Source organism: Hyphomonas sp. (assembly GCF_041398385.1).
In the GTDB taxonomy this organism is placed as follows: domain Bacteria; phylum Pseudomonadota; class Alphaproteobacteria; order Caulobacterales; family Hyphomonadaceae; genus Hyphomonas.
Genome location: NZ_JAWKUW010000001.1, coordinates 147,353 through 167,831, shown reverse-complemented (window position 1 = coordinate 167,831; position 20,479 = coordinate 147,353). Strand labels below are relative to the sequence as shown.

Sequence of the window (20,479 nt, the reverse complement as noted above, 5' to 3'; positions counted from 1 at the left end):
CCGAACACATGCCGGAAACAGAGACAAGAATGCCTCCTGTAGAGCCTCAGGCCGCGATCCGGCCGATCCACGCGATCCGTGGCCACGTCCATATTGCCTTCCGCCAAGTGCTGGCACTTATCGGCCTGTTTATGATCCTGATTGCGATTCCCATCGGTTTTGCGACACCGTTCATTCCGGTCGGCCTGCCAATCGCCATCATGGGTGTGGTGCTTCTCGGCCGCAATGCGGGCTGGGGACGGCGCTGGATGGAGCGGGTCATGGCCCGGCATCCGCATGTGGAACGGTTTGCGCCGCACTGGCTCATGAGGCTGGTATTTGGGCGCGAAAAGACGACCGTTTCCCAAAACGACGCAAAATAGGCCAGTTATCGATTTTTGCAGGTGGTGTTCACCAATCCTGCAGGCTTTCGGCATATGATAATCCGGTTCGATAGGGCGGAGTGGGTCAGGCAGTGACGTCACGGCAAACGGCAGAGCGGGATTATGACGTGAAGGTCGTACATCCGCGCGATCTAGCGCCGGCTGAGGCCGACGCGTGGACTCGCCTGTGCGACGCGCATGAAGACTATGACTCGCCGCTGGTGCGCCCGGCCTTCGCCCAGATTGCAGGCGCCGGGCGCGACGACGCCCGCGTCGCCCTGATTTCCGATGCAGCCGGGCTCGCCTGCGCCTTTGCTTTCTATATCCGGCCATTCGGCCGCGCCTGGCCGATCGGCGCGCCGTTTCACGACTACACCGCGCTCGTCATGCGGCAGGATGCTGTGCTGTCCATCAAGAATATTCTGGTGCTTGCCGGGGTCAGTGCGCTGACAACGCCGACGCTGCTCGATCCGTGGGACCGGTTTGCCGACTGCCGGCGCCAGGCGCTTGAAACGCAAGTGGTGCGGCTCGCAGGCCGCAAGCCCTCGGAATATCTGGAGCTGCAGCGGCAAGCCTTTCCCAAGCGGTTCAAGAATTTCCGGCGGCTCGACAGCCGGATGAAGCGCGATGGGCATGAATTGAAGCTGAAGTGGGGATCGCTCGATCCGGCTGCGGCGGAACAGCTTTATGCCGTTAAGTCTGCGCAGTTCGTCAGTTCGGGCTTTGTTGACCTGACAAAGGCTTCTCGGTCGCGGCCGATCCTGGACGCGGTGGCCGCTTCGCCGCACGGGTTCCAGATTTCGCTCTGGTCCGGCGAGAGGGTGGTGAGTGGCCATTTCGGCATCCGTCTGGGGCCGGTTTTCCATCCTTGGATCGCAGCTTACGATCCGGACTTTTCGGAATACTCGCCCGGCAACCTGATGCTGATGCGCGCGATTGCGGCCATGCCCGAAATGGGGCTGGAGGTTTACGATCTCGCCGAAGGTCACGATCACTATAAAAAGTACTACACCAATACCTGCCGCAAGGTCTGGTCCGTGGAAGAGACCGCGCCCGGCGCGTCCGGCGCACTGGTCCATGCCGGCCATCTTGCCTGGGCGCTGGCCGGTGGTGCAAGCGGCCGGGGGCCGGTCAGCCGGCTGCGCCGCCGCCTCGATCAGTCGGACATGTGTGAGTCGCGTTTGTCGCTCAGGCTGGCCGATCTTGCCACAGCACTGAAGCGGCGGCGGGGCGTAGACGGCCCGGTCCCACACGAAAGTGCTATGGCTGACGTGTAATTCCGGCTCCGAAACTTGATGACGGGCGCAATTCGCGCTCTATGGTCAGGTTCGAAAAGGGTAATGCCGGGGCTGTAAAACATGAAACCTTGGAACTGGGCAGCGATTGCCGCAGGTGCACTTCTTCTGACCGCTTGCGGCGGCGAGGGTAAAGGACCGACCGTGTTCTCGTCGGAGGAGCCGTTCCCGGCAAATCCCTATCCCTCCACCTACGCGCCATATCCGAATGCGCCGGTTCTGATCACCAATGCGACCATTCTCGACGGAGAAGGCGCCCGGATCGAGAAAGGCAGCCTGTTGATCCGGAACGGTGAGATTGCCGCGATCGGGACTGACCTCGAAGCGCCTGACGGGGCGACCGTCATTGATGCCGGGGGCCGCTGGGTCACACCCGGCATCGTCGACAATCACAGCCACCTTGGCGCCTATCCTTCGCCCGGCGTGTCCGCGCATCAGGACGGCAATGAAGTGTCCGCGCCGGTGACGGCGGAGGTCTGGGTCGAGCACAGCGTCTGGCCACAGGATCCCGGCTTCAGCCGCGCGCTTGCCGGCGGCGTGACCGCGCTTCAGATCCTGCCCGGAAGCGCAAACCTGTTCGGCGGACGCGGCGTGACGCTGAAGAACGTACCGGCCCGCACGGTACAAGGCATGAAGTTCCCGAATGCTCCGTACACGCTTAAAATGGCGTGTGGCGAAAACCCGAAACGGGTTTACGGCTACGGCAAGGGTGGCTTCCCCGGTGGCGCTCCTTTTTCACGCATGGGCAACATGGCTGGCTATCGCCAGGCTTGGATCCGCGCGGCGGAGTACAAGAAGAAGTGGGACAAGTTCAGCGCCGAAGGCGGCGAGCCGCCGTCACGTGATCTCGAACTCGACACATTGGCCGGCGTCCTCTCCGGCGAAATCCTCGTTCACATGCATTGCTATCGTGCCGACGAGATGGCGCAGATCATGGATATGTCGAAGGAGTTTGGCTACAAGGTCACCGCGTTTCACCATGCGGTCGAGAGCTACAAGATCGCGGACAAGCTGGCCGACTATGGCGCCTGTTCCTCGATGTGGGCCGACTGGTGGGGCTTCAAGATGGAAGCTTATGACGGCATCCCCGAAAACATCGCCATGGTCCAGAAGGCCGGCGCCTGCGCCATCGTGCATTCCGACAGCGATGTCGGCATCCAGCGCCTGAACCAGGAAGCCGCCAAGGCCTGGGCTGACGGCCGCAAGGTCGGTATCGACGTGCCGATTGAGGAGGCGTGGAAATGGCTCTCGCTCAATCCGGCCCGGTCGCTCGGCATTGACGGTAAGACCGGCTCCCTCCGGCCGGGCAAGATGGCCGATGTGGTCATCTGGTCGGGCAATCCGTTCAGCATCTACACCAAGGCCGACCAGGTCTATATCGATGGCGCGCTCATGTATGACCGGAACGATGCGGCCTACCGGCCGGTGACGGATTTTGAACTCGGTCAACCTGGCGAAGGAGACATAAAATGATCCGCAAGCTGATCGCATCTTCTGCGCTGGCAGCGTGCCTTGTCGCCGGCGTTTCGGCGGAAACCTTTGTTGTGTCGGGAAAGAATGTCTGGACCGGTACCGATGTCGGCACGATTGCGGATGGCGTCGTCGTCATTCGAGATGGAAAAGTCGTGGCGGTTGGCGGGCCGGACACGCCGGTGCCGGAGGGCGCCCCGGTCACTGAGGCCGAATGGGTGACGCCGGGTCTGATTTCCGCCTTTTCCCGCACAGGCATTGTCGAAGTGGATGCTGAGGATTCCACCAATGATGTCTCGGCGGCCCTCTCACCCTTTTCGGTTTCGCTGAATGCCGCAGACGGGTTCAATCCCGACGACACGGCCGTCGACGTGACCCGGCTCGGCGGCGTCACCCGCATTGCCGTGGCGCCCGCGCCTTCTACCAACCTGTTCGCGGGACAGGGGTTCCTCGCCGACACCAGCGGCGCGCAGGAGTCTGACGTCCGTGAGCGGGCATTCGTCTACGTCGCTATGGGCGAAGGCGGCGCCGGCCTTGCGGGCGGGTCGCGTCCGGCGTCCTGGGCGCAGCTGCGCGCGGCGCTCGATGATGCGCGGGCTTATCCGGGGCGCTATGCCGGCGGCGGCGAGGGTGATGTCCTGACGCGCCGGGACGCGGCAGCTCTGGCGCCTGCTGCGAAGGGCCAGCAGCTCATTCTCGTATCGGCGAGCAGCGCAGCTGACCTCAACGCGCTTATGGATCTTGCGGAAGATAACCGTACACTGAAGTTTGCCGTGCTTGGCGGCGACGAGGCCTGGCGGGTTGCCGGGCGCCTCGCGTCGCTGAAGATCCCTGTAATCCTCGATGCGTTTTCAAACTTGCCCTCAAGCTTCGAGCGGCTCGCCGCAACACAGGAAAATGCCGCGCGCCTTGTGGCCGCGGGCGTGCCGGTCGCGATCGTCAATCTGGATAACGACTCGCATCTTGCGCGCCTGATGACGCAGATTGCGGGCAACGCTGTCGCGAACGGGCTCGACTGGGACGAAGCGATGAAGTCTCTGACGGTGGTGCCGGCGAAGATCTACGGTCTTGCGGGGTATGGCGTGCTGGCGCCCGGTGCATACGCGGATGTCGTTGCCTGGGATGGCGACCCGCTGGAAGTCACGACCAATGTGGAGGCCGTCTTCATTGATGGCGAGCCGCAAGGCCTGACCAGCCGGCAGACCGAACTGCGCGACCGCTATCTGTCGCTCGACGAAACAGATCGCCCGCGTGCCTATTCGCGCCCGTAAGGGTTAGCTGCGGGAAACAGCGCCCTTGTTCAGCTGCTCGACCAGTTCGGAGGTGACCGTGCCGGTCACTTCCAGCTTGTTCGCAGACTGATAATTGCGGATAGCCTGGGCGGTTGCGGAACTCATGATTCCGTCGGCTGAGCCAGCCTTGAAACCAAGAGCGTTCAGCGCGTTCTGGATCGCCTGTACCTGTAGAGGATTGCCTGTGTTCCACGGCTGGGCGCCGAAGCGGCCATTGGCAAGCGCATTGGCAGGGGCTGCACGCCACTCGTCGGCGCGTGCCTTGGCCTGCGCCGCGGCTTCCGGGGAAACCTTTGCCGCAAGCTCAGCGACTTTTGCCGGCGCGCCGCCATCGCCATTCTTCTTGGCGACTTCGAACCAGAACAGGGCATCCACCATACTGGGGCTGATGCCGAGGCCCTGCTCATAGAGGATGCCGAGATTGTACTGGCTATCGACGACGCCGAATTCCGCGCCCTTGCGGAACCATTCGACGGCACCTGCGAAGGTTTGCTCGCCGCCTTCGCCTTCGGCCATGAAGACGGCAAGATCGTGCATGGCTTTCACGTTTCCGGCCGATGCGGCCTTGCCGGTCCACTCGCGGGCGAGCGTCAGGTCCTTCGGGACGCCGGTGCCTTTTTCATGCAGCTTGGCCAGCGAATACTGTGCAATCGGAAGGCCTTTCTGAGCGGCCTTGCGGATATAGTCCGCACCCGACGCAAGATCGCCTGCGGCGAGCCGGTCCTGGCCAAGCTGATACTGGGCAATACCGTTGCCCGCGGCAGCCGCCGCTTCCACCGTTACGACAGGCGGGACAGGCGCATAAGCCGGCGTGCCTGCAGTTGGGGCAGGCGCCGGCTCGGGCGTTGCGGTCTCGGCGGCGACGGGTGTCGCGCTCGCGACCACCGGTTTCGGCGCTTCGGCGATGGGTTTGGGGGATGGGGCCGTCGCTGCCGGTACAGCCGGCGGCTCGGCTTTGGCTTCTGCCTTTGGAGCCTCGGCGGGCTTTTCGGGTTGGGCCGCTTCAGTCGGCAGCTCAGCGTCTGCGAGGGCATCTTCGCCAGTTGCCGGTTCGTCTGATGCGGCGGCTTCGCCAAAGAGTTCGGTTTCGAGGTCTTCGGCGGGCGCTGCCTCGGCATCTGTTTCCGGACGGGCGGCTGCCGTTTCGGCTGCCACAGTTTCTGCCGTGGCACCTGGATCGACATAGGTGCTGGCCGGCGCGCTTTGCGCCGGGGCTTCCTGCTTGCCACGCATGTAGAGGTATCCGCCAACGGCAGCGCCGGCGATCGCGACCGCGGACGCGGCGGCGAGCAGCGGAAGTTTGCTGCCGCCTCCCTGCGATGCGCGGGCCTTGCCGCCGGTCTTGCCTTCCGGAACCGCGGCAGACTTATTGTTGGATGCTGCGAGGGCCGCGCGGCGTGCGCGCGTCAGATAGTCGACCGTATCGTCATCCAGCTGTGCCGGTGCGGCGGCAATCGTGGACGGTTCTGCCTCCGGCGGAACGAAGGCTTCGAATTCCTCGTCTTCGTCGAAAATGTCGGATTCCCGGGCTTCGGTGTGGCTGTCATCCATGCCGTCGAGCGCGCCAAGCGGGTCTTCGAAATCGTCTTCCCCGCCAGGGAGGTCCGCGACATATTCGTGGAGCGTCTCTTCCGATTGCGGGAATGACAGCTTTTCGACAGCCTTGCGGATGGCGTCGAAATCATCCCGGTAGGGATCTTTCATTTCAGCAGCGGACGCATCCGCTTCGGGCTCAGGATCGGCAGCTTCCCACGATTCAAGGCCGGGTTCGAATTCCTCGTCGTCGTCGGCTTCAGCATCAGCGACGGCATATTCCTGTTCGGGGTGGTCTTTCTCGGCAATGTCCAGGTCGTCGAACGCATCGAGGAGCGCGTCGTCGCCATCGTCCTCATCTGCGTGCGCGTCAAACAGCGGTGGATTGGACGGCAGGCCAGAAACTGGCGGCAGGCTATCGTGCGCCGCCTTCTGTGCGTGAGGCGGTGTGGTGAAATCTTCGAGGCTTTCGAGACGTGCCGCCAGCGAGGCGATGGCCTTCTGGACCGGCGACAGCGAGGTGCTGGTCTGCGACTGCATCTGCTCGAGGCGATCTGATACGCTGGCCAGGGCATCTGAAAGGCGGGCGTCAGCCTTCTTGCGATGCTCGTCCACCTTGTCGGCGATCGCACGGATGGATTCGGTCTGGCGCACCTGCAGGCGGTTCGTGGCGGCGGCGACCTGGTCGCCGATCTGCTCGATGGCCGAGGCGCTGCGTGCTTCGCTGTCGGAAACGCGCTGTGTCAGGTCCTCGGCCAGGCCATCGATCCGCTCACTGACGGTGTGGCCGAGGCGTTCGATTTCGCTTCGGATGGTTTCGTGCGTGTCCTCGTCGGCGCGTTCTTCCATGTCGCGCAGGCGGGCGTCGAAGCTCGCGCCCAGACGGCTGACCTGCGAGGAGACGGTTTCCATGGCGCGGGCCTGGCGTTCCTCCGAAGCGGTCAGGCGCTTCTGGACATCGCCGAGCGTTTCCTTGACCTCGGAGACGAAGGTGCCGTCCTGGCCGGTTGCGGCCTGGGCAATTTCTTCGGCGAGTTCCATGCGGGCGGTATCGACCGTTTCGCGTACCGACGACATGAGGGTCTCGAAGCGGGCCTCGAATTCCGAACGCAGGCGGTCGGCCAGATCGGGGTCGACTTTGCTGGCAACTGTTTCGATCCGCTCGTCGAGGCTGGCGAAGGTCGACTCGAGGCTCTTGAGGGCGGTGTCGGTCGTCGTCTCGGCGCGGTTCAGGCGCTCCTGGATGCGCACGAGTGTGCTTTCCATCGAGTCGAGTGCGCCGGAGACGTCGGCTTCGACTTTGTCGAGACGCTCATCCGCCCGGTCCACGCCAGCCATGCGCTTGTGGACATTGGTTTCCAGCGTCGACATCCGCTCGGACAGGTGCTTGGCCGTACCTTCGGCGCGCAGTTCGGCCTGCTCGACCGCGCGTTCGACGCGCTTGGCCGCTTCCGAAAGCGTCGACTCCACGCGCGTTTCCATCGACTCCACGCGTTCGGAGAGATCAGCGAAGCCGCTCTCGACGCGGCCCTTGATGGCCTGCGTTTCCTGCTGGGTGAGGTCGCTTTCCTCGTACATGTGGCTGGCGAGCTTGCCGAGCGCCTGTTCCAGCGCTTTCAGCGCTTCGAGGTTCTGCTTCGGCGTCTCGTCTTCTTCCATGCGGCGCACTTTGCGCTGCAGGGCTTCGAACGTTTCCTGCAATTCGTCGATCATGCCTTCGACATGACCGGCAATCGCGGACGAGGTCTGCTCAGCCGTTTCGAGACGGGTCACAAGGCCGAGAATGGTGTGATCCATGCCGGTGATGGCAAGCGTGGAGCGGGCTTCGGTGGCCTCGATCCGCCGGGTCAGGCGGTCGAGCGTATCGCTGGCTGCCGTGGCCGTCGGCTTGCGGCGGTGCAGCGGCTCAACCACTTCATTGGGCTGGGGGGGATCGGATGCGATCAGAAGTCGATTGAGATATTCGCCGAGCGTCAGCCCTTCGGCCGTGGCGGCTTCTCTCGCGGCTTCTCTGGCGCGCTCGTCGATTCCCTTGACGCTCCACGGCCTGGTCTGGCTCATCCCCGCACTCCTGAAACCCTTTACGGCCCGCAACCGTTAACGCAGCGGGCAGATTCGTTCACTTTCTCATGCAATGATGGCAGGAGCGGTCTTAAGACAGGGTTAAAGGTAAAGATTTCCCGCAGATCCGGTAATTTTGGGTAGAGCGCGGTAAACCATGATGGCCTTCCCCGGCGGATTACAAAAATTTCTTCCGGTTTACGTTGACGTTCGCGTAAGGGCTGATCTAAGTTGACCCTATGACACACAAACACGCTTCCATCTCCGCCGCAGACTCCCGCACCTACACGATCTCCGAACTCGCCCGGGAGTTCGGGGTGACGCCGCGGGCGCTCCGCTTCTACGAAGACAAAGACATGCTGCACCCGGCACGTGACGGTATGATGCGGGTTTACTCGAACCGTGACAGGGCAAGGCTGACCATCATCGTCCGCCTGAAGCGTCTCGGCCTGCCGCTCGCGGACATCCGCGAGATTCTCGACCTTTATGCGATGAATGACGGCAAGCGCGCCCAGACCAAGATGATGCTTCAGAAGTTCCAGAAGCAGGTGAAGGAACTGGAAGTTCAGCGCGAAGACATCGACACGGCCCTGGGCGAGCTGCGCAAGGGAATCGTCTGGCTGGAAGGCCTGATCTCCCAGAACGGCCCTTCCGAAGAGGGCAAGCGCCAGGTTGCAGCCTATGACGCTGTGGCACGCCGCCAGCTTGACGAAGTCTGATCTGTAAGGCGGGTTTCCGCCAGTTTGGAAAGACCTTTCCAGAAGGGCGCGCTACGACACGTGGCAGACGCCCTTCAACGCATAGAGGAAACGCAATATGCCCCGTTATGACGCGCCAATCCGCGACATGCAGTTCATTCTCCATGATGTCCTGCAGATCCAGAACTATTCAAACCTGCCCGGCTTCGAGGAAGTTACGCCCGACCTTGTGAACGCCATCCTCGAAGAAGGTGGCAAGTTCGCCAAGGAAGTCCTGTACCCGCTCCGCGCAATCGGCGACCAGCAGGGTTGTATCCGCAATGCAGACGCAAGCGTGAAGACGCCGGACGGGTTCCCCGATGCGTACAAGCAACTGGTCGAAGGCGGCTGGCCGCTGCTTTCCGTCAGCCCCGATATGGGCGGCCAGGGCCTGCCGCACATCGTCAACATCGCGTGGACCGAGATGGTCTCTTCTTCGAACATGGCCTTCGGTATGTATCCCGGCCTGACCCACGGCGCGTATCAGGCGCTGATGGCAGGCGGATCTGAGGAGCTGAAGCAGAAGTACGGTCCGAAAATGGCCTCGGCCGAGTGGGCCGGCACCATGAACCTGACCGAGCCGCAGTGCGGCACCGATCTCGGCCTGATCAAGACCAAGGCCGTGCCCCAGCCGGATGGCACCTACAAGATCACCGGCCAGAAGATCTGGATTTCCGGCGGCGAGCAGGATCTCACCGAGAACATCATCCACCTGGTGCTCGCGCGCATCGAGGGCGGGCCGGAAGGTATCAAGGGCATCTCCCTGTTCCTGGTGCCGAAGTATCTGGTGAACGAAGACGGTTCTCTCGGCGAGCGGAACCCGGCCAGCTGCGGCGGCCTCGAAGAGAAAATGGGCATCCATGGCAACGCGACCTGCGTCATGAATTATGACGGCGCGACCGGCTACCTCGTCGGCGAGGAGCACAAGGGTATGCGCACCATGTTCGTGATGATGAACGAAGCGCGCCTCGGCGTCGGCCTGCAGGGCCTGTCGCAGGCCGAAGCCGCCTACCAGAACGCCGTCGATTTCGCGAAGGACCGCCTGCAGGGCCGCTCCCTCACCGGCGCTCAGGCTGAAGAGAAGCCAGCGGACCCGATCATCGTGCATCCGGACGTGCGGCGCATGCTGCTCGACCAGAAGGCATTTATCGAGGGCGGCCGCGCCTTCGCCTACTGGACCGCGTTCCAGGCAGACCTCGAACACAAATCGCCCGATGAAAAGGTCCGCGAAAAGGCGGCGGACTACATGGCGCTGCTGACTCCGGTGGTGAAGGCCTATCTCACTCACAAGGGCTATGAGTGCGCCAATGCCGGGCTCCAGCTGCATGGCGGTTCAGGCTTTACCCGCGAATGGGGCCTCGAACAGATCGTGCGCGATTGCCGGATCACGACGATCTATGAAGGCACGAATGGCGTTCAGGCGCTCGACCTCGTGGGCCGGAAGCTCGCCGCGAATGGCGGCCGGGCGGTCTTCTCCTTCTTTGCGGACATTGACGATTTCGTCGCGACGCACGAAGGCAATGAAGACCTCAAGCCGTTCCTCGACGGACTGCAGTCGATCAAGGCCGAGCTTCAGGAGGCCACGATGTGGCTGATGCAGAACGGCATGTCGGACTTCAACAATGCCGGCGCATCCAGCCATGACTACCTGCACCTGTTCGGCCTGACGGCGCTTGCCTTCATGTGGGCTCGGATGGCGAAAGTCGCGCTGGAGAAGAAGGGCAGCGACCCCTTCTATGAAACGAAGCTGAAGACCGGCCGCTACTTCATCGACCGGATGTTGCCGGACGGGGCGGCTCACCTTGCCAAGGTGAAGACGGGCGCTGCCTCCATGATGGCGCTCGAGGCAGAGGCCTTCTGAGGCGGAATATTTCTTTTCCGCCATGTCTCGGGGCCGTCGCAGCGCTGTGATACACAGTCTGCGGCGGCCTGAAGCAAAATTCTCCCCGTTCCGGCCGGGTCTGACGCATGGGAAGGACTGGGAAAATTACCTCGGCGTCGCTAGATGTTGACGTGAACGTAAGCGGCAACTGCCGCGTCAGATTTCCGGAGATGCCAATGCTCTATTCCAGCCCGCTGAACGTGCCGAAACCCGTCTGGCGACAGGAGGAAGACCTCGACATCTTTTCCGATGCGGTCGGCCAGTTCTTCGAGAAGGAATGCGCCCCGCAGGTGCCTGAATGGCGCAAGGCCGGCATCGTGCCGCGTGAGATCTGGACGAAGGCCGGCGAGATGGGCCTCCTCGGCGCCTCGGTGCCGGAGGAATATGGCGGCGCCGGCGGCGATTTCCGCCATGAAGCCATCATCATCGAGCAGCAGCAGTGGAAGGGCATCGATGGCTTCGGCATCACGCTGCACAACGCCATCATCGCACCCTACATCACGGCCTATGGCACCGAGGAGCAGAAGCGCCGCTGGCTGCCGAAGATCTGCTCGGGCGAAATCGTCACCGCCATCGCCATGACCGAGCCGGGTGCCGGCTCCGATCTCCAGAACATCAAGACCACGGCGAAGAAGGATGGCAACGGCTACATCATCAACGGCTCCAAGACCTTCATCTCCAACGGCCAGACGGCAAACCTGATCCTGGTCTGTGCGAAGACGGACCCGACCAAGGGCGCCAAGGGCATTTCCATCATCGCAGTCGAGACCGAGGATGCCGATGGCTTCGAGCGCGGGCGCAACCTTGAAAAGGTCGGCCAGCACGCCGCCGACACGTCCGAGCTCTTCTTCAATGACGTGAAAGTGCCGGCCTCGAACCTGCTGGGCGATGAAGAAGGCAAGGGCTTCGTCCAGCTGATGCAGAAGCTGCCGCAGGAACGCCACGTCATCGGCCTGCAGGGCGTCGGCATGATCGAACGCGCCATCCACGAGACCGTGGAATATGTCAAAGGCCGCAAGGCGTTCGGCGGTACGATCTTCGATTTCCAGAACACGCAGTTCAAGCTCGCCGAGGCCAAGACCGAGGCAACCGTCGCCAAGGTGTTCGTCAATCATTGCACGGAGCTTCTCATGAAGGGCGAGCTCGACGCGGCGACGGCCTCGATGTCCAAGTACTGGGTCAGCGACCTGCAGTGCAAGATCGTCGACGAATGCCTGCAACTGCATGGCGGCTTCGGCTACATGGATGAATACCCCATCGCCCAGATGTATGCCGACGCCCGCGTCCAGCGCATCTATGGCGGCGCCAATGAAGTGATGAAAATGCTGATCGCAAGGACGCTCTGAGGCCCATGCCTGACAGTCACCTCATGTACGAAGTTTTCGGCAAGCCGAGCCCGTCCTCGACGTCGCTTGGCTTCGAACTGATTTCTCTCGACATGAAGGCGATGACGACACGCGTGCGCTTCGACGGCAAGCCGGAATTCTGCAATCCGGCGGGCGTCATCCAGGGCGGCTATCTCGTTGCCATGATGGACGACACGATCGGCATGCTGGCGGGCATGAAAGCCGGCAGGGCGAAACTTCCGTCTACGGTGGACCTGCACACTCATTTCCTGCGTCCTGTCCGCAAGGGCGCCATCGAAGTCGCGGCGCGCCTGCGCAATGTCGGCCGCGCGATCATTTTTGCGGAAGCCGAACTCTATGACTCGCGGGGCAAGGAAGCTGCCCGCGCCAGCGCGAGCCTCACCCTCAACCCGGTCCTCAAGCCGGCCACCTGACACAGTTTGAAAGGGAGTCTCTCCAATGACTGAAGCCTATATCTACGACGCGGTCCGCACCCCGCGCGGCAAGGGCAAAACTTCCGGTGCGCTTCACGAAATCACGGCACTCAGCCTGGCCACCCAGGTTCTGCAGGCCGTCCGTGAGCGCAACGATCTCGACACGTCGAAAGTCGACGACGTCGTCCTCGGCTGCGTCTCGCCGGTCGGCGAGCAGGGCGCGGACATCGCCCGCGTCGCGGTGCTGAACGCCGACTATGCCGAAACCACGGCCGGCGTTCAGGTCGACCGCTTCTGTGCCTCCGGCCTTGAGGCCTGCAACATGGCCGCCGCAAAGGTCATGACCGGCGAGGCCGACATGGCCATCGGCGGCGGTGTCGAATCCATGAGCCGCGTGCCCATGGGCGCCTCTGGCGGCGCCTGGTCTACCGACCCGCAGGTTGCCCTGAAGACTTACTTCGCCCCGCAGGGCGTCGGCGCCGACACGATCGCGACGAAATACGGCTTCTCCCGCGACGACGTCGATGCCTTCGCCGTCGAAAGCCAGAAGCGCGCCGCGCGCGCCTGGAAGGAAGGCCGCTTCGGCAAGTCCATCGTTCCGGTGAAAGACCAGATGGGCGGCATCATCCTCGACCATGACGAGCATATGCGTCCGGATGCGGACATGCAGTCGCTGGCCGGCCTGCAGCCGTCCTTCGCCGGCCTGGGCGCCATGGGCTTCGATGAAATCCTCAAGATGCGCTATCCGGAAGTCGAAAAGATCAACCACGTCCACCATGCCGGCAACTCGTCGGGCATCGTGGATGGCGCTTCGGCGGTTCTCTTCGGCTCGAAGGAAATGGGTGAAGCCCTCGGCCTGAAACCGCGCGCCCGCGTGAAGGCCATGGCCTCCATCGGCTCCGAGCCCGGCATCATGCTGACCGGCCCGACCTATGTGTCTCAGAAGGCGCTGAAAAAGGCTGGCATGAACCCGGGCGACATCGACATCTACGAGCTGAACGAAGCCTTCGCTTCGGTCGTGCTGCTGATGATGAAGATGCTCGATATCCCGCATGAAAAGATGAACGTGAACGGCGGCGCCATCGCCATGGGCCATCCGCTCGGCGCAACCGGCGGCATGATCCTCGGCACCGTGCTCGACGAGCTTGAGCGGTCGGACAAGGAAACCGGCCTCATCACGCTCTGCGTCGGCGCCGGCATGGGCACCGCCACGATCATCGAGCGGGTCTGATGAGCGCAGAGGCGTTCCAGAAAGGCCTGCCCATTGGCATCGCCCTCGGCATCTCGATCGGAGTGGCCCTGGGCGTCGCTGTTGGGAACATGGGCCTGATGGGCGCCGGCCTTGCTGTCGGCATTGGTCTCGCGCCGATGTTCGGCGCGGCCATGCTGAAGAAAGAAACTCGGAACAAAGACGAAAAAGACGGGAACTGAGGTTCCCAAAGGGATAACAAGATGAAACTCGAAACATTTGGTTGGACTGTTGATGGCGACGGCATCGCGCACGCGGTGTTCGATGTGCCGGGCCGCAGCATGAATACGCTGACGGCCAAGGCTATCGCCGACATCATCGCCATCACGAAGGAAGTTGCCACCAACGACGCCATCAAGGGCCTCGTCCTGTCGTCCGGCAAGCCGAGCGGCTTCTGCGCGGGGGCAGACCTTGGCGAGATGAACGAAAGTGCCGGGAGTGGTGGCAAGCCGGAAAAGGACATGAGCGAAGCGGAACTGAAAGCCGCCCAGTTCGAACGTGGCTTCTCGCTGAACCGCACGCTGCGCCAGCTCGAAACCTGCGGCAAGCCGGTGGCTGTGGCGCTCAATGGCCTTGCCCTTGGCGGCGGACTCGAAGTGGCGCTCGCCTGCCATTATCGCGTGGCCGCGAACGACAATCCAAAACTGCAATTCGGCCTGCCGGAAGCCAAGATCGGCCTGTTGCCGGGCGCCGGCGGCACGCAGCGCCTGCCGCGCCTGATTGGCGTGCAGGCCGCCCTGCCGCTGATCCTGCAGGGCGAAAGCTTCACGGCAGACCAGGCGCTGTCGATGGGTGTTGTCCAGGAACTTGCTCCGTCCTCGGAGACCGAGGCGAAGGCGACAGCCTGGGTGAAGGCCAATCCGACGGCGAAGGCGCCGTGGGACGAAAAGGGCTTCAAGGTGCCGGGCGGCGTGCCGCACAAGTCTCCGGGCGCCGGGCAAGTTGCGACCATGGCGAACGCCATGCTGCACGCCAAGACCTATGGCAACTATCCGGCCCAGAAGAACATCCTGTCGTGCGTATACGAAGGGATCCAGGTGCCGATCGATGCAGGTCTGCGTATCGAAACGCGTTACTTCATCAACACCCAGCAGCGCCCGGAAGCGAAAGCCATGATCCGCTCGCTGTTCCTGTCGATGCAGGAGCTGGGCAAGGGCGCCAACCGCCCGGCCGGCTACGACAAGACCGAGTTCAAGAAAATCGCCGTCATCGGCGCGGGCCTGATGGGCGCCGGCATTGCCTATGTCCAGGCCAAGGCGGGTATCCCGACGGTTCTCGTCGATGTCTCGAAAGAGAACGCCGAGAAGGGCAAGGACTATTCTCGCCGGCTCGTCGAGAAAGACGTGTCCCGCGGCAAGTCCACCAAGGAGAAGGGCGATGCGCTGCTCGACCTGATCACCACGACGGATTCCTATGACGACGTCAAAGGCGCCGACCTCGTGATTGAGGCCGTGTTCGAGAATGTGGAACTTAAGGCGAAGATCACGGAGATGGCCGAGGCTGTCCTCGACGAGAACGCCGTGTTCGGCTCGAACACCTCGACGCTGCCGATCACCGGCCTCGCAAAGGCATCGAAGCGGCCTGAGAACTTCATCGGCATTCACTTCTTCTCGCCGGTGGAGCGCATGGGCCTTGTGGAGATCATCTCCGGCAAGGAAACCAGCGAGGCGACGCTCGCCAAGGCCATCGATTATGTGCTGGCCATCCGCAAGACGCCGATCTCGGTGAACGACAGCCGCGGCTTCTACACCTCGCGCTGCTTCGGCACCTATACGCGCGAAGGCATGGAAATGCTGGCCGAAGGCATAAAGCCGGCCATCATCGAGAATGTCGGGCGTCAGTGCGGCATGCCGATGGGCGCGCTGGAAGTCTCCGACTCGGTCGGCCTCGACACGGCTCTGAAAGTGACCCGAGCCACGGCGGAAGCCGCCGGTGTGGACCTGCAGGGCGACGAGCGCACGCAGTTCCTCGCCTGGCTGGTTGAAGACCAGGGCCGCGTTGGCCGAAAGGCTGGCAAGGGCTTCTACGACTATAACGAGAAGGGCAAGCCGGAACGTCTCTGGCCCGACATCAACAAGATGATCGAGGTCAAGGTCGACGAGTGCCCGCCGGACATGAAGAAGGAGCTGACCAACCGCTTCCTCATCCGCCAGGCCATCGAAGTGGCCCGCTGCTTCGAGGAAGGCGTGATCACCGACGCGCGCGATGCCGACATCGGTTCCATCCTCGCCTGGGGCTTCGCACCGTTCACGGGCGGCTGCTGCTCCTATGTCGACCTGATCTGGGGCATCGGCCCATTCGTGGAAGAGGCCGACCGCCTCGCCAAGAAGTATGGCGACCGCTTCGCGCCGCCCCAGCTCCTGCGCGACATGGCGGCCAAAGGCGAAGGCTTCTACGACCGCTTCCCGCCAGCCGGATCGAAGTCGAAGGTCGCTGCGTAAGCAGCAATCGCCAGACATAAGAAAAGGCCGGAGCGATGCTCCGGCCTTTTTGTTTGGGGACGGATCGTCCTATTTCTTGGCGCGCGACCACCAACCGGTGCGGCGGGGTGCAGACGCTTCCTCTGCTTTGGCGGGTTCCGGCTCTGCGGGGGCGTCCGCCGTTTCCGCCATGGCGGGCTCAGGCTCCGCCACCGGCGCTTCAACGGCCTTGACCGGCTCGGCAGACGTCTCGGCTTCAGCGGGCGCCTCAGCCTGGGGCTCGGGCTCCGCAACAGCTTCTGCCACCGGCTCCACGTCCACGTCGGCCTTCTTGGCACGCGACCGGCGGGCACGCTTCGGCTTCGCCGGTTTCTCTTCCGCATCGGAGTCCGATGCCTCCGGGCTGGCGTCTGCGTCGGCAGTCTCCGGCTCGGCGTCAGCTTCCGTCATTTCGGGAGCGGGTGCCTCAGTCTCCATCGGCTCAGCGTCAGCGACGGCTTCGTCCGCCATTTCCGATGCGGCCGCGTCTTCGTCGCCCTCGACGGAGGCGTCACCCTCGGCGCCCGCCTCTGTATTGCGGCGGCGGCGGCGGCCACCCCGGCGGCCACGGCGGCGGCGCTTGCGAGGCGCATCGGTTGCCTCGGCGGCGGTGTCTTCGCCGTCGCTTTCGTCGTCATCGGACGCGTCATCAGCGTCATCTGAGTCAACGCTGTCACCCTCCAGGGCAACAATTGGGGCATCGCCATCGACCACTTCCATGCCGGTTTCGCGGTCGCCCTTGTTGCGGCGGCGGCCACCCCGACGGCGGCGCTTTCGGCGGCCTTCGCGCTTTTCGCCGGCCTCTTCGCTGTCGGCGGCGGCTTCATCAGCCTCCTCGTCCAGAACCTCGTCCTCGATCTCGTCGTCATCCTCGTCGGTGACGACCGGTTTGGACGGCTTCTGCAGTGACCGCGGCGGCTTGCGCTTCTTCGGCCGGGCATTCTGGTCACGCTCGGCATCAATGGTGAAGTCGCCCGGCAGCATGTCTTCCGACGAGTGAATCGACACGGCAAAGCCGGCAATCCGTTCAATCTCGATCAGCGCCTCGCGCTTGTTGTTGAGAATGTAGAGCGCCACATCTGTCGGCGCCTTTACAGAAATGGACTTCAGCGCCCCGGTCGAGGCGCGTGCCTCGATCGCCCGGATCAGCTGCAGCGCAGCCGACGGGATCGAGCGGCGCCGTCCGGTGCCGTCGCAGGACGGGCAGGGATCGGAGGTTGCCTGCAGCACACCCTGGCGGCGGCGCTGCCGCGAAATTTCCATCAGGCCGAACTGGGAAATCCGGCCATGCTGGACGCGCGCGCGGTCCACCTTCAGGCATTCCTTCAGCTTCTTCTCGACCGCCCGGTTGTTCTTGCTCTCATCCATGTCGATAAAGTCGATCACGATGAGGCCGGCGAGGTCGCGCAGGCGCATCTGGCGGCAGGCTTCCTCGGCCGCTTCCAGATTGGTGCGGACGGCCGTCTGTTCGATATTCCGCTCGCGGGTGGCCTTGCCCGAGTTCACGTCAATCGCAACAAGTGCTTCAGTCTGGTTGATCACCAGATAGCCGCCGGATTTCAGCTGCACGACGGGTGAATAGATGGAATCGAGCTGGTCCTCGACCGCTTCGGCGACGAACAGCGGGTCTTCCTCCTTCCACTGCTGCACTTTCTTGGACTGGCTCGGCATGATCAGCTTGGCGAGGTCTTTCGCCTCGCGATAGGCCGCATCGCCCTGCACCCAGACTTCCTCGATCTCCTTGTCGAACATGTCGCGCATCGCCCGGTGGACGAGGCCGCCTTCGGCATTGATCAGCATGGGCGCCTCGGAAGCGAGCGTCTTCTCGACGATTGTCTCCCAGAGCTTGGAGAGGTATTCATAGTCGCGCTTGATTTCGGCCTTGGTGCGCTTGGCGCCGGCCGTGCGCACGATCAGGCCCATGCCTTCCGGCACGTCGAGCTCCGACACGATGGATTTCAGGCGTTTGCGGTCTGCCGAATTGACGATCTTGCGGGAAATACCGCCGCCGCGCGGCGTGTTGGGCATCAGCACCGAATAGCGGCCTGCCAGTGACAGGTACGTCGTCAGCGCCGCGCCCTTGGAGCCGCGCTCCTCCTTGACGACCTGGACCAGCATCACCTGGCGCCGGCGGATCACTTCCTGGATCTTGTAGCGCTTGGAAATCGGCGTGCGGGTCGTCTTCTTGGCGTTGCGGCGCGCCGGTTTGGCCCGGCGGGACGTCTCTTCCGTGCCGGCGTCGTCTTCATCGTCGCCGTTGGCCTCTGCGTCGCCGTTCTCATCATCTGAGGAGGCTTCGACGTCCGCCTCGTCCTCATCCTCGTCATGATCGTGATCTTCGCCGGCGACCTGGCCTTCCAGTTCGGCACTCACGCCGTGGGGCGTGTAGGGACCGTCATCGTCGTCCTCAATCGCTGCAGCAGCCTCTTCGGCGGCTTCGCGCAGGAGGGCTTCCCGGTCTTCCGCCGGCAGCTGGTAGTAATCCGGGTGGATTTCGCTGAAGGCAAGGAAGCCGTGGCGGTTCCCGCCATATTCCACGAATGCCGCCTGCAGCGACGGCTCAACGCGCGTCACTTTAGCGAGGTAGATGTTGCCGCGGAGTTGTTCGTTACCGGTTGTTTCGAAGTCGAAGTCGTCGACCTGTCCACTGTTGACGATCGCCACACGGGTCTCTTCCGGGTGGGCGGCGTCGATCAGCATGAGTTTGCTCATGTAGGAGAACCTTTTGATCCGGCAGCGGGGCCGCGGGCGAGATCCGCCTCAGGCAGCCAGGCTGGCCGGTCTGTGTTTGAAGGATATGGGCGCTGACACGACCGGTTCCATACCGCCGATGCGGCATGTTTCTCTCGGCAATGCGGGCAGTACCCAAGGACATTATGCTTTGCTTTCCGGAGCGCGGCGCCCGCCGACCATGTCTGGTGAGCCGGGATCGCTGGCGCGTCATTAGGAAACTTGCGTTGCAGCGCGGTCATCCGGCTGCGGAACGGATAGTGCACAATTTCGGCCGCCAAGGAAAGGTGCAAATTCGGCCTGCAACTGCTGATGTTCGTTTCCATCGGTCAATCCAGCATTAATGTTCGCCTTGTTAGGGAGTCATACTAGAAACCGTCCTGATTTCCCGGTGATGGAGAGAAACTCAACGATATGTTGAAATTCCGGCTACTCCTTCTTGTTTTTGCGGCAATTTTTGCTGCGGCGCCGGTTCTGGCCGAAGTCAGCGACGTGCGCGTCGTGGGCGACGGCGCCCCGACCCGAATCACGGTCTGGACCGATACGCCCCAGGATGCGCGGGCATTTCTGTCGGAACAGGCGGCCGGGCGCACGATTGTGCTGCCCCTGAAGGGGATTTCGACGGCAAAAGCGGGCACCGGCACCGGCGGGGTCGTGAACTGGTCGCTGATGGGGTCGGAACTCAGCTTCCTGCTCGACCGGCCGCTCATGGTCGCGCGGGTGCTGACCCTGCCGCCCTCCGGCAGCGAGCGGGAGCATCGGGTGATCATCGACCTCGAAACCGTGTCCGCCGCGCGGTTCGCCAGTGTCGCAAAGCGCGACCGGCTGCAGCTCGCGAAGGCGCTGGCGACACCGGATGACAAGGTGAGGGACCGGCCCGGCCTTCTGCCGGACCTGTTCCGAGGCACGTCGCCTACGCCGCGGCGCGGGAAATACGTGATCGTGGTCGACGCCGGCCATGGCGGAAAGGATCCCGGCACGCAGGCCGCGAGCGGCGTGAAGGAGAAGGACATCGTCCTGAAAGCCGCGCTGGAGCTTCAGCGCCTGCTGGCGGCGGACCCTCGCTATGAGGTGCGCCTGACGCGCGATACAGACAAGTTCATCGAGCTCGAAGACCGCGTGACTCTCGCCCGCGACTGGGGGGCAAGCCTGTTCATCTCCCTGCACGCCGACGCTGCTGGCAAGACGACGGTTTCCGGGGCTTCCGTCTATACGATCTCGGCGCAGGGCGAGACCCGGATAGACCGGGAATCCAACAAGAATGACTGGCGCATCCCGATGGAAGACGGCACGCCGGAGCGGATCAGCGGGATCCTCGAAGACCTCGTGAAGCGCGAGACGAAAACCCATTCGGCTGATTTCGCCGAATTCCTGCTGCCGGAACTGCGCGAGGCGGGGCCGGTCCTTCGCGACACGCACAAGAATGCCGGTTTCTATGTGCTGCTGGCGCCGGATGTGCCGGCGGTTCTGCTGGAACTCGGCTTCCTGACCAATGCCGAAGATGCGCGCCGCCTCGACTCCACGTCCGGGCGCAAAAAGTCGATGCAGGCTGTAAAGCGCGGCATCGATCGTTTCTTCGACCGCCAGGAACGGCTGATGGCCGACACGTCGGGCTGAAGCCTGCCGGAA

General features: G+C 63.2%; 14 protein-coding genes. 12 read left to right on the top strand and 2 right to left on the bottom strand.

Annotation, left to right across the window (positions count from 1 at the left end):
• Positions 1-29: 29 nt before the first annotated feature.
• The 4 genes from R3C13_RS00820 (at position 30) to R3C13_RS00805 (ending at position 4,398) form a co-directional block, all read left to right on the top strand.
• Positions 30-362, top strand: coding sequence for a hypothetical protein (locus tag R3C13_RS00820; protein WP_371308890.1), 333 nt, complete (start codon positions 30-32; stop codon positions 360-362).
• 92 nt (positions 363-454) lie between these two features.
• Positions 455-1,639 carry a GNAT family N-acetyltransferase gene (locus tag R3C13_RS00815; RefSeq protein ID WP_371308889.1) on the top strand — a complete coding sequence of 395 codons (1,185 nt, stop codon included), beginning with the start codon at positions 455-457 and terminating at the stop codon, positions 1,637-1,639.
• Positions 1,640-1,720: 81 nt separating this feature from the next.
• Positions 1,721-3,130: an amidohydrolase gene (locus tag R3C13_RS00810; RefSeq protein ID WP_371308888.1), complete on the top strand. Its 1,410-nt coding sequence runs from the start codon at positions 1,721-1,723 to the stop codon at positions 3,128-3,130.
• Positions 3,127-4,398 (top strand): amidohydrolase family protein, encoded by a 1,272-nt coding sequence (locus R3C13_RS00805; RefSeq protein WP_371308887.1) that lies wholly within the window; start codon positions 3,127-3,129, stop codon positions 4,396-4,398. Before R3C13_RS00810 ends, R3C13_RS00805 begins: the two co-directional genes overlap by 4 nt.
• A gap of 3 nt (positions 4,399-4,401) precedes the next feature.
• On the opposite strand, the gene R3C13_RS00800 is transcribed toward R3C13_RS00805, so the two are convergent.
• Positions 4,402-8,013, bottom strand: coding sequence for a peptidoglycan-binding protein (locus R3C13_RS00800; protein ID WP_371308886.1), 3,612 nt, complete (start codon positions 8,011-8,013; stop codon positions 4,402-4,404).
• A 239-nt stretch (positions 8,014-8,252) separates the two neighbouring features.
• On the opposite strand from R3C13_RS00800, the gene R3C13_RS00795 reads away from it, so the two are divergent.
• The 7 genes from R3C13_RS00795 (at position 8,253) to R3C13_RS00765 (ending at position 16,102) form a co-directional block, all read left to right on the top strand.
• Positions 8,253-8,732, top strand: coding sequence for a MerR family DNA-binding transcriptional regulator (locus R3C13_RS00795; RefSeq protein WP_371308885.1), 480 nt, complete (start codon positions 8,253-8,255; stop codon positions 8,730-8,732).
• 97 nt (positions 8,733-8,829) lie between these two features.
• Positions 8,830-10,611: an acyl-CoA dehydrogenase C-terminal domain-containing protein gene (locus R3C13_RS00790; protein ID WP_371308884.1), complete on the top strand. Its 1,782-nt coding sequence runs from the start codon at positions 8,830-8,832 to the stop codon at positions 10,609-10,611.
• Positions 10,612-10,808: 197 nt separating this feature from the next.
• Positions 10,809-11,978, top strand: a complete 1,170-nt coding sequence (locus R3C13_RS00785) for an acyl-CoA dehydrogenase family protein (protein ID WP_371308883.1) — start codon at positions 10,809-10,811, stop codon at positions 11,976-11,978.
• A gap of 5 nt (positions 11,979-11,983) precedes the next feature.
• Complete coding sequence (locus R3C13_RS00780; protein WP_371308882.1) at positions 11,984-12,412, top strand: PaaI family thioesterase; 429 nt, start codon at positions 11,984-11,986, stop codon at positions 12,410-12,412.
• Between the two features lie 25 nt (positions 12,413-12,437).
• Positions 12,438-13,643 (top strand): acetyl-CoA C-acetyltransferase, encoded by a 1,206-nt coding sequence (locus R3C13_RS00775; protein WP_371308881.1) that lies wholly within the window; start codon positions 12,438-12,440, stop codon positions 13,641-13,643.
• Entirely contained in the window at positions 13,643-13,843 is a 201-nt protein-coding gene (locus R3C13_RS00770) for a hypothetical protein (protein WP_371308880.1), read from the top strand. The genes R3C13_RS00775 and R3C13_RS00770 overlap by 1 nt, the downstream gene beginning before the upstream one ends.
• 21 nt (positions 13,844-13,864) lie before the next feature.
• Entirely contained in the window at positions 13,865-16,102 is a 2,238-nt protein-coding gene (locus R3C13_RS00765) for a 3-hydroxyacyl-CoA dehydrogenase NAD-binding domain-containing protein (protein ID WP_371308879.1), read from the top strand.
• A gap of 69 nt (positions 16,103-16,171) precedes the next feature.
• Here the strand turns inward: R3C13_RS00765 and R3C13_RS00760 are convergent, their stop codons facing one another.
• Positions 16,172-18,832 (bottom strand): ribonuclease E/G, encoded by a 2,661-nt coding sequence (locus R3C13_RS00760; RefSeq protein WP_371308878.1) that lies wholly within the window; start codon positions 18,830-18,832, stop codon positions 16,172-16,174.
• A 432-nt stretch (positions 18,833-19,264) separates the two neighbouring features.
• Between R3C13_RS00760 and R3C13_RS00755 the strand changes: the two genes are divergently transcribed.
• Positions 19,265-20,467: an N-acetylmuramoyl-L-alanine amidase gene (locus R3C13_RS00755; protein ID WP_371308877.1), complete on the top strand. Its 1,203-nt coding sequence runs from the start codon at positions 19,265-19,267 to the stop codon at positions 20,465-20,467.
• Positions 20,468-20,479: the final 12 nt, after the last annotated feature.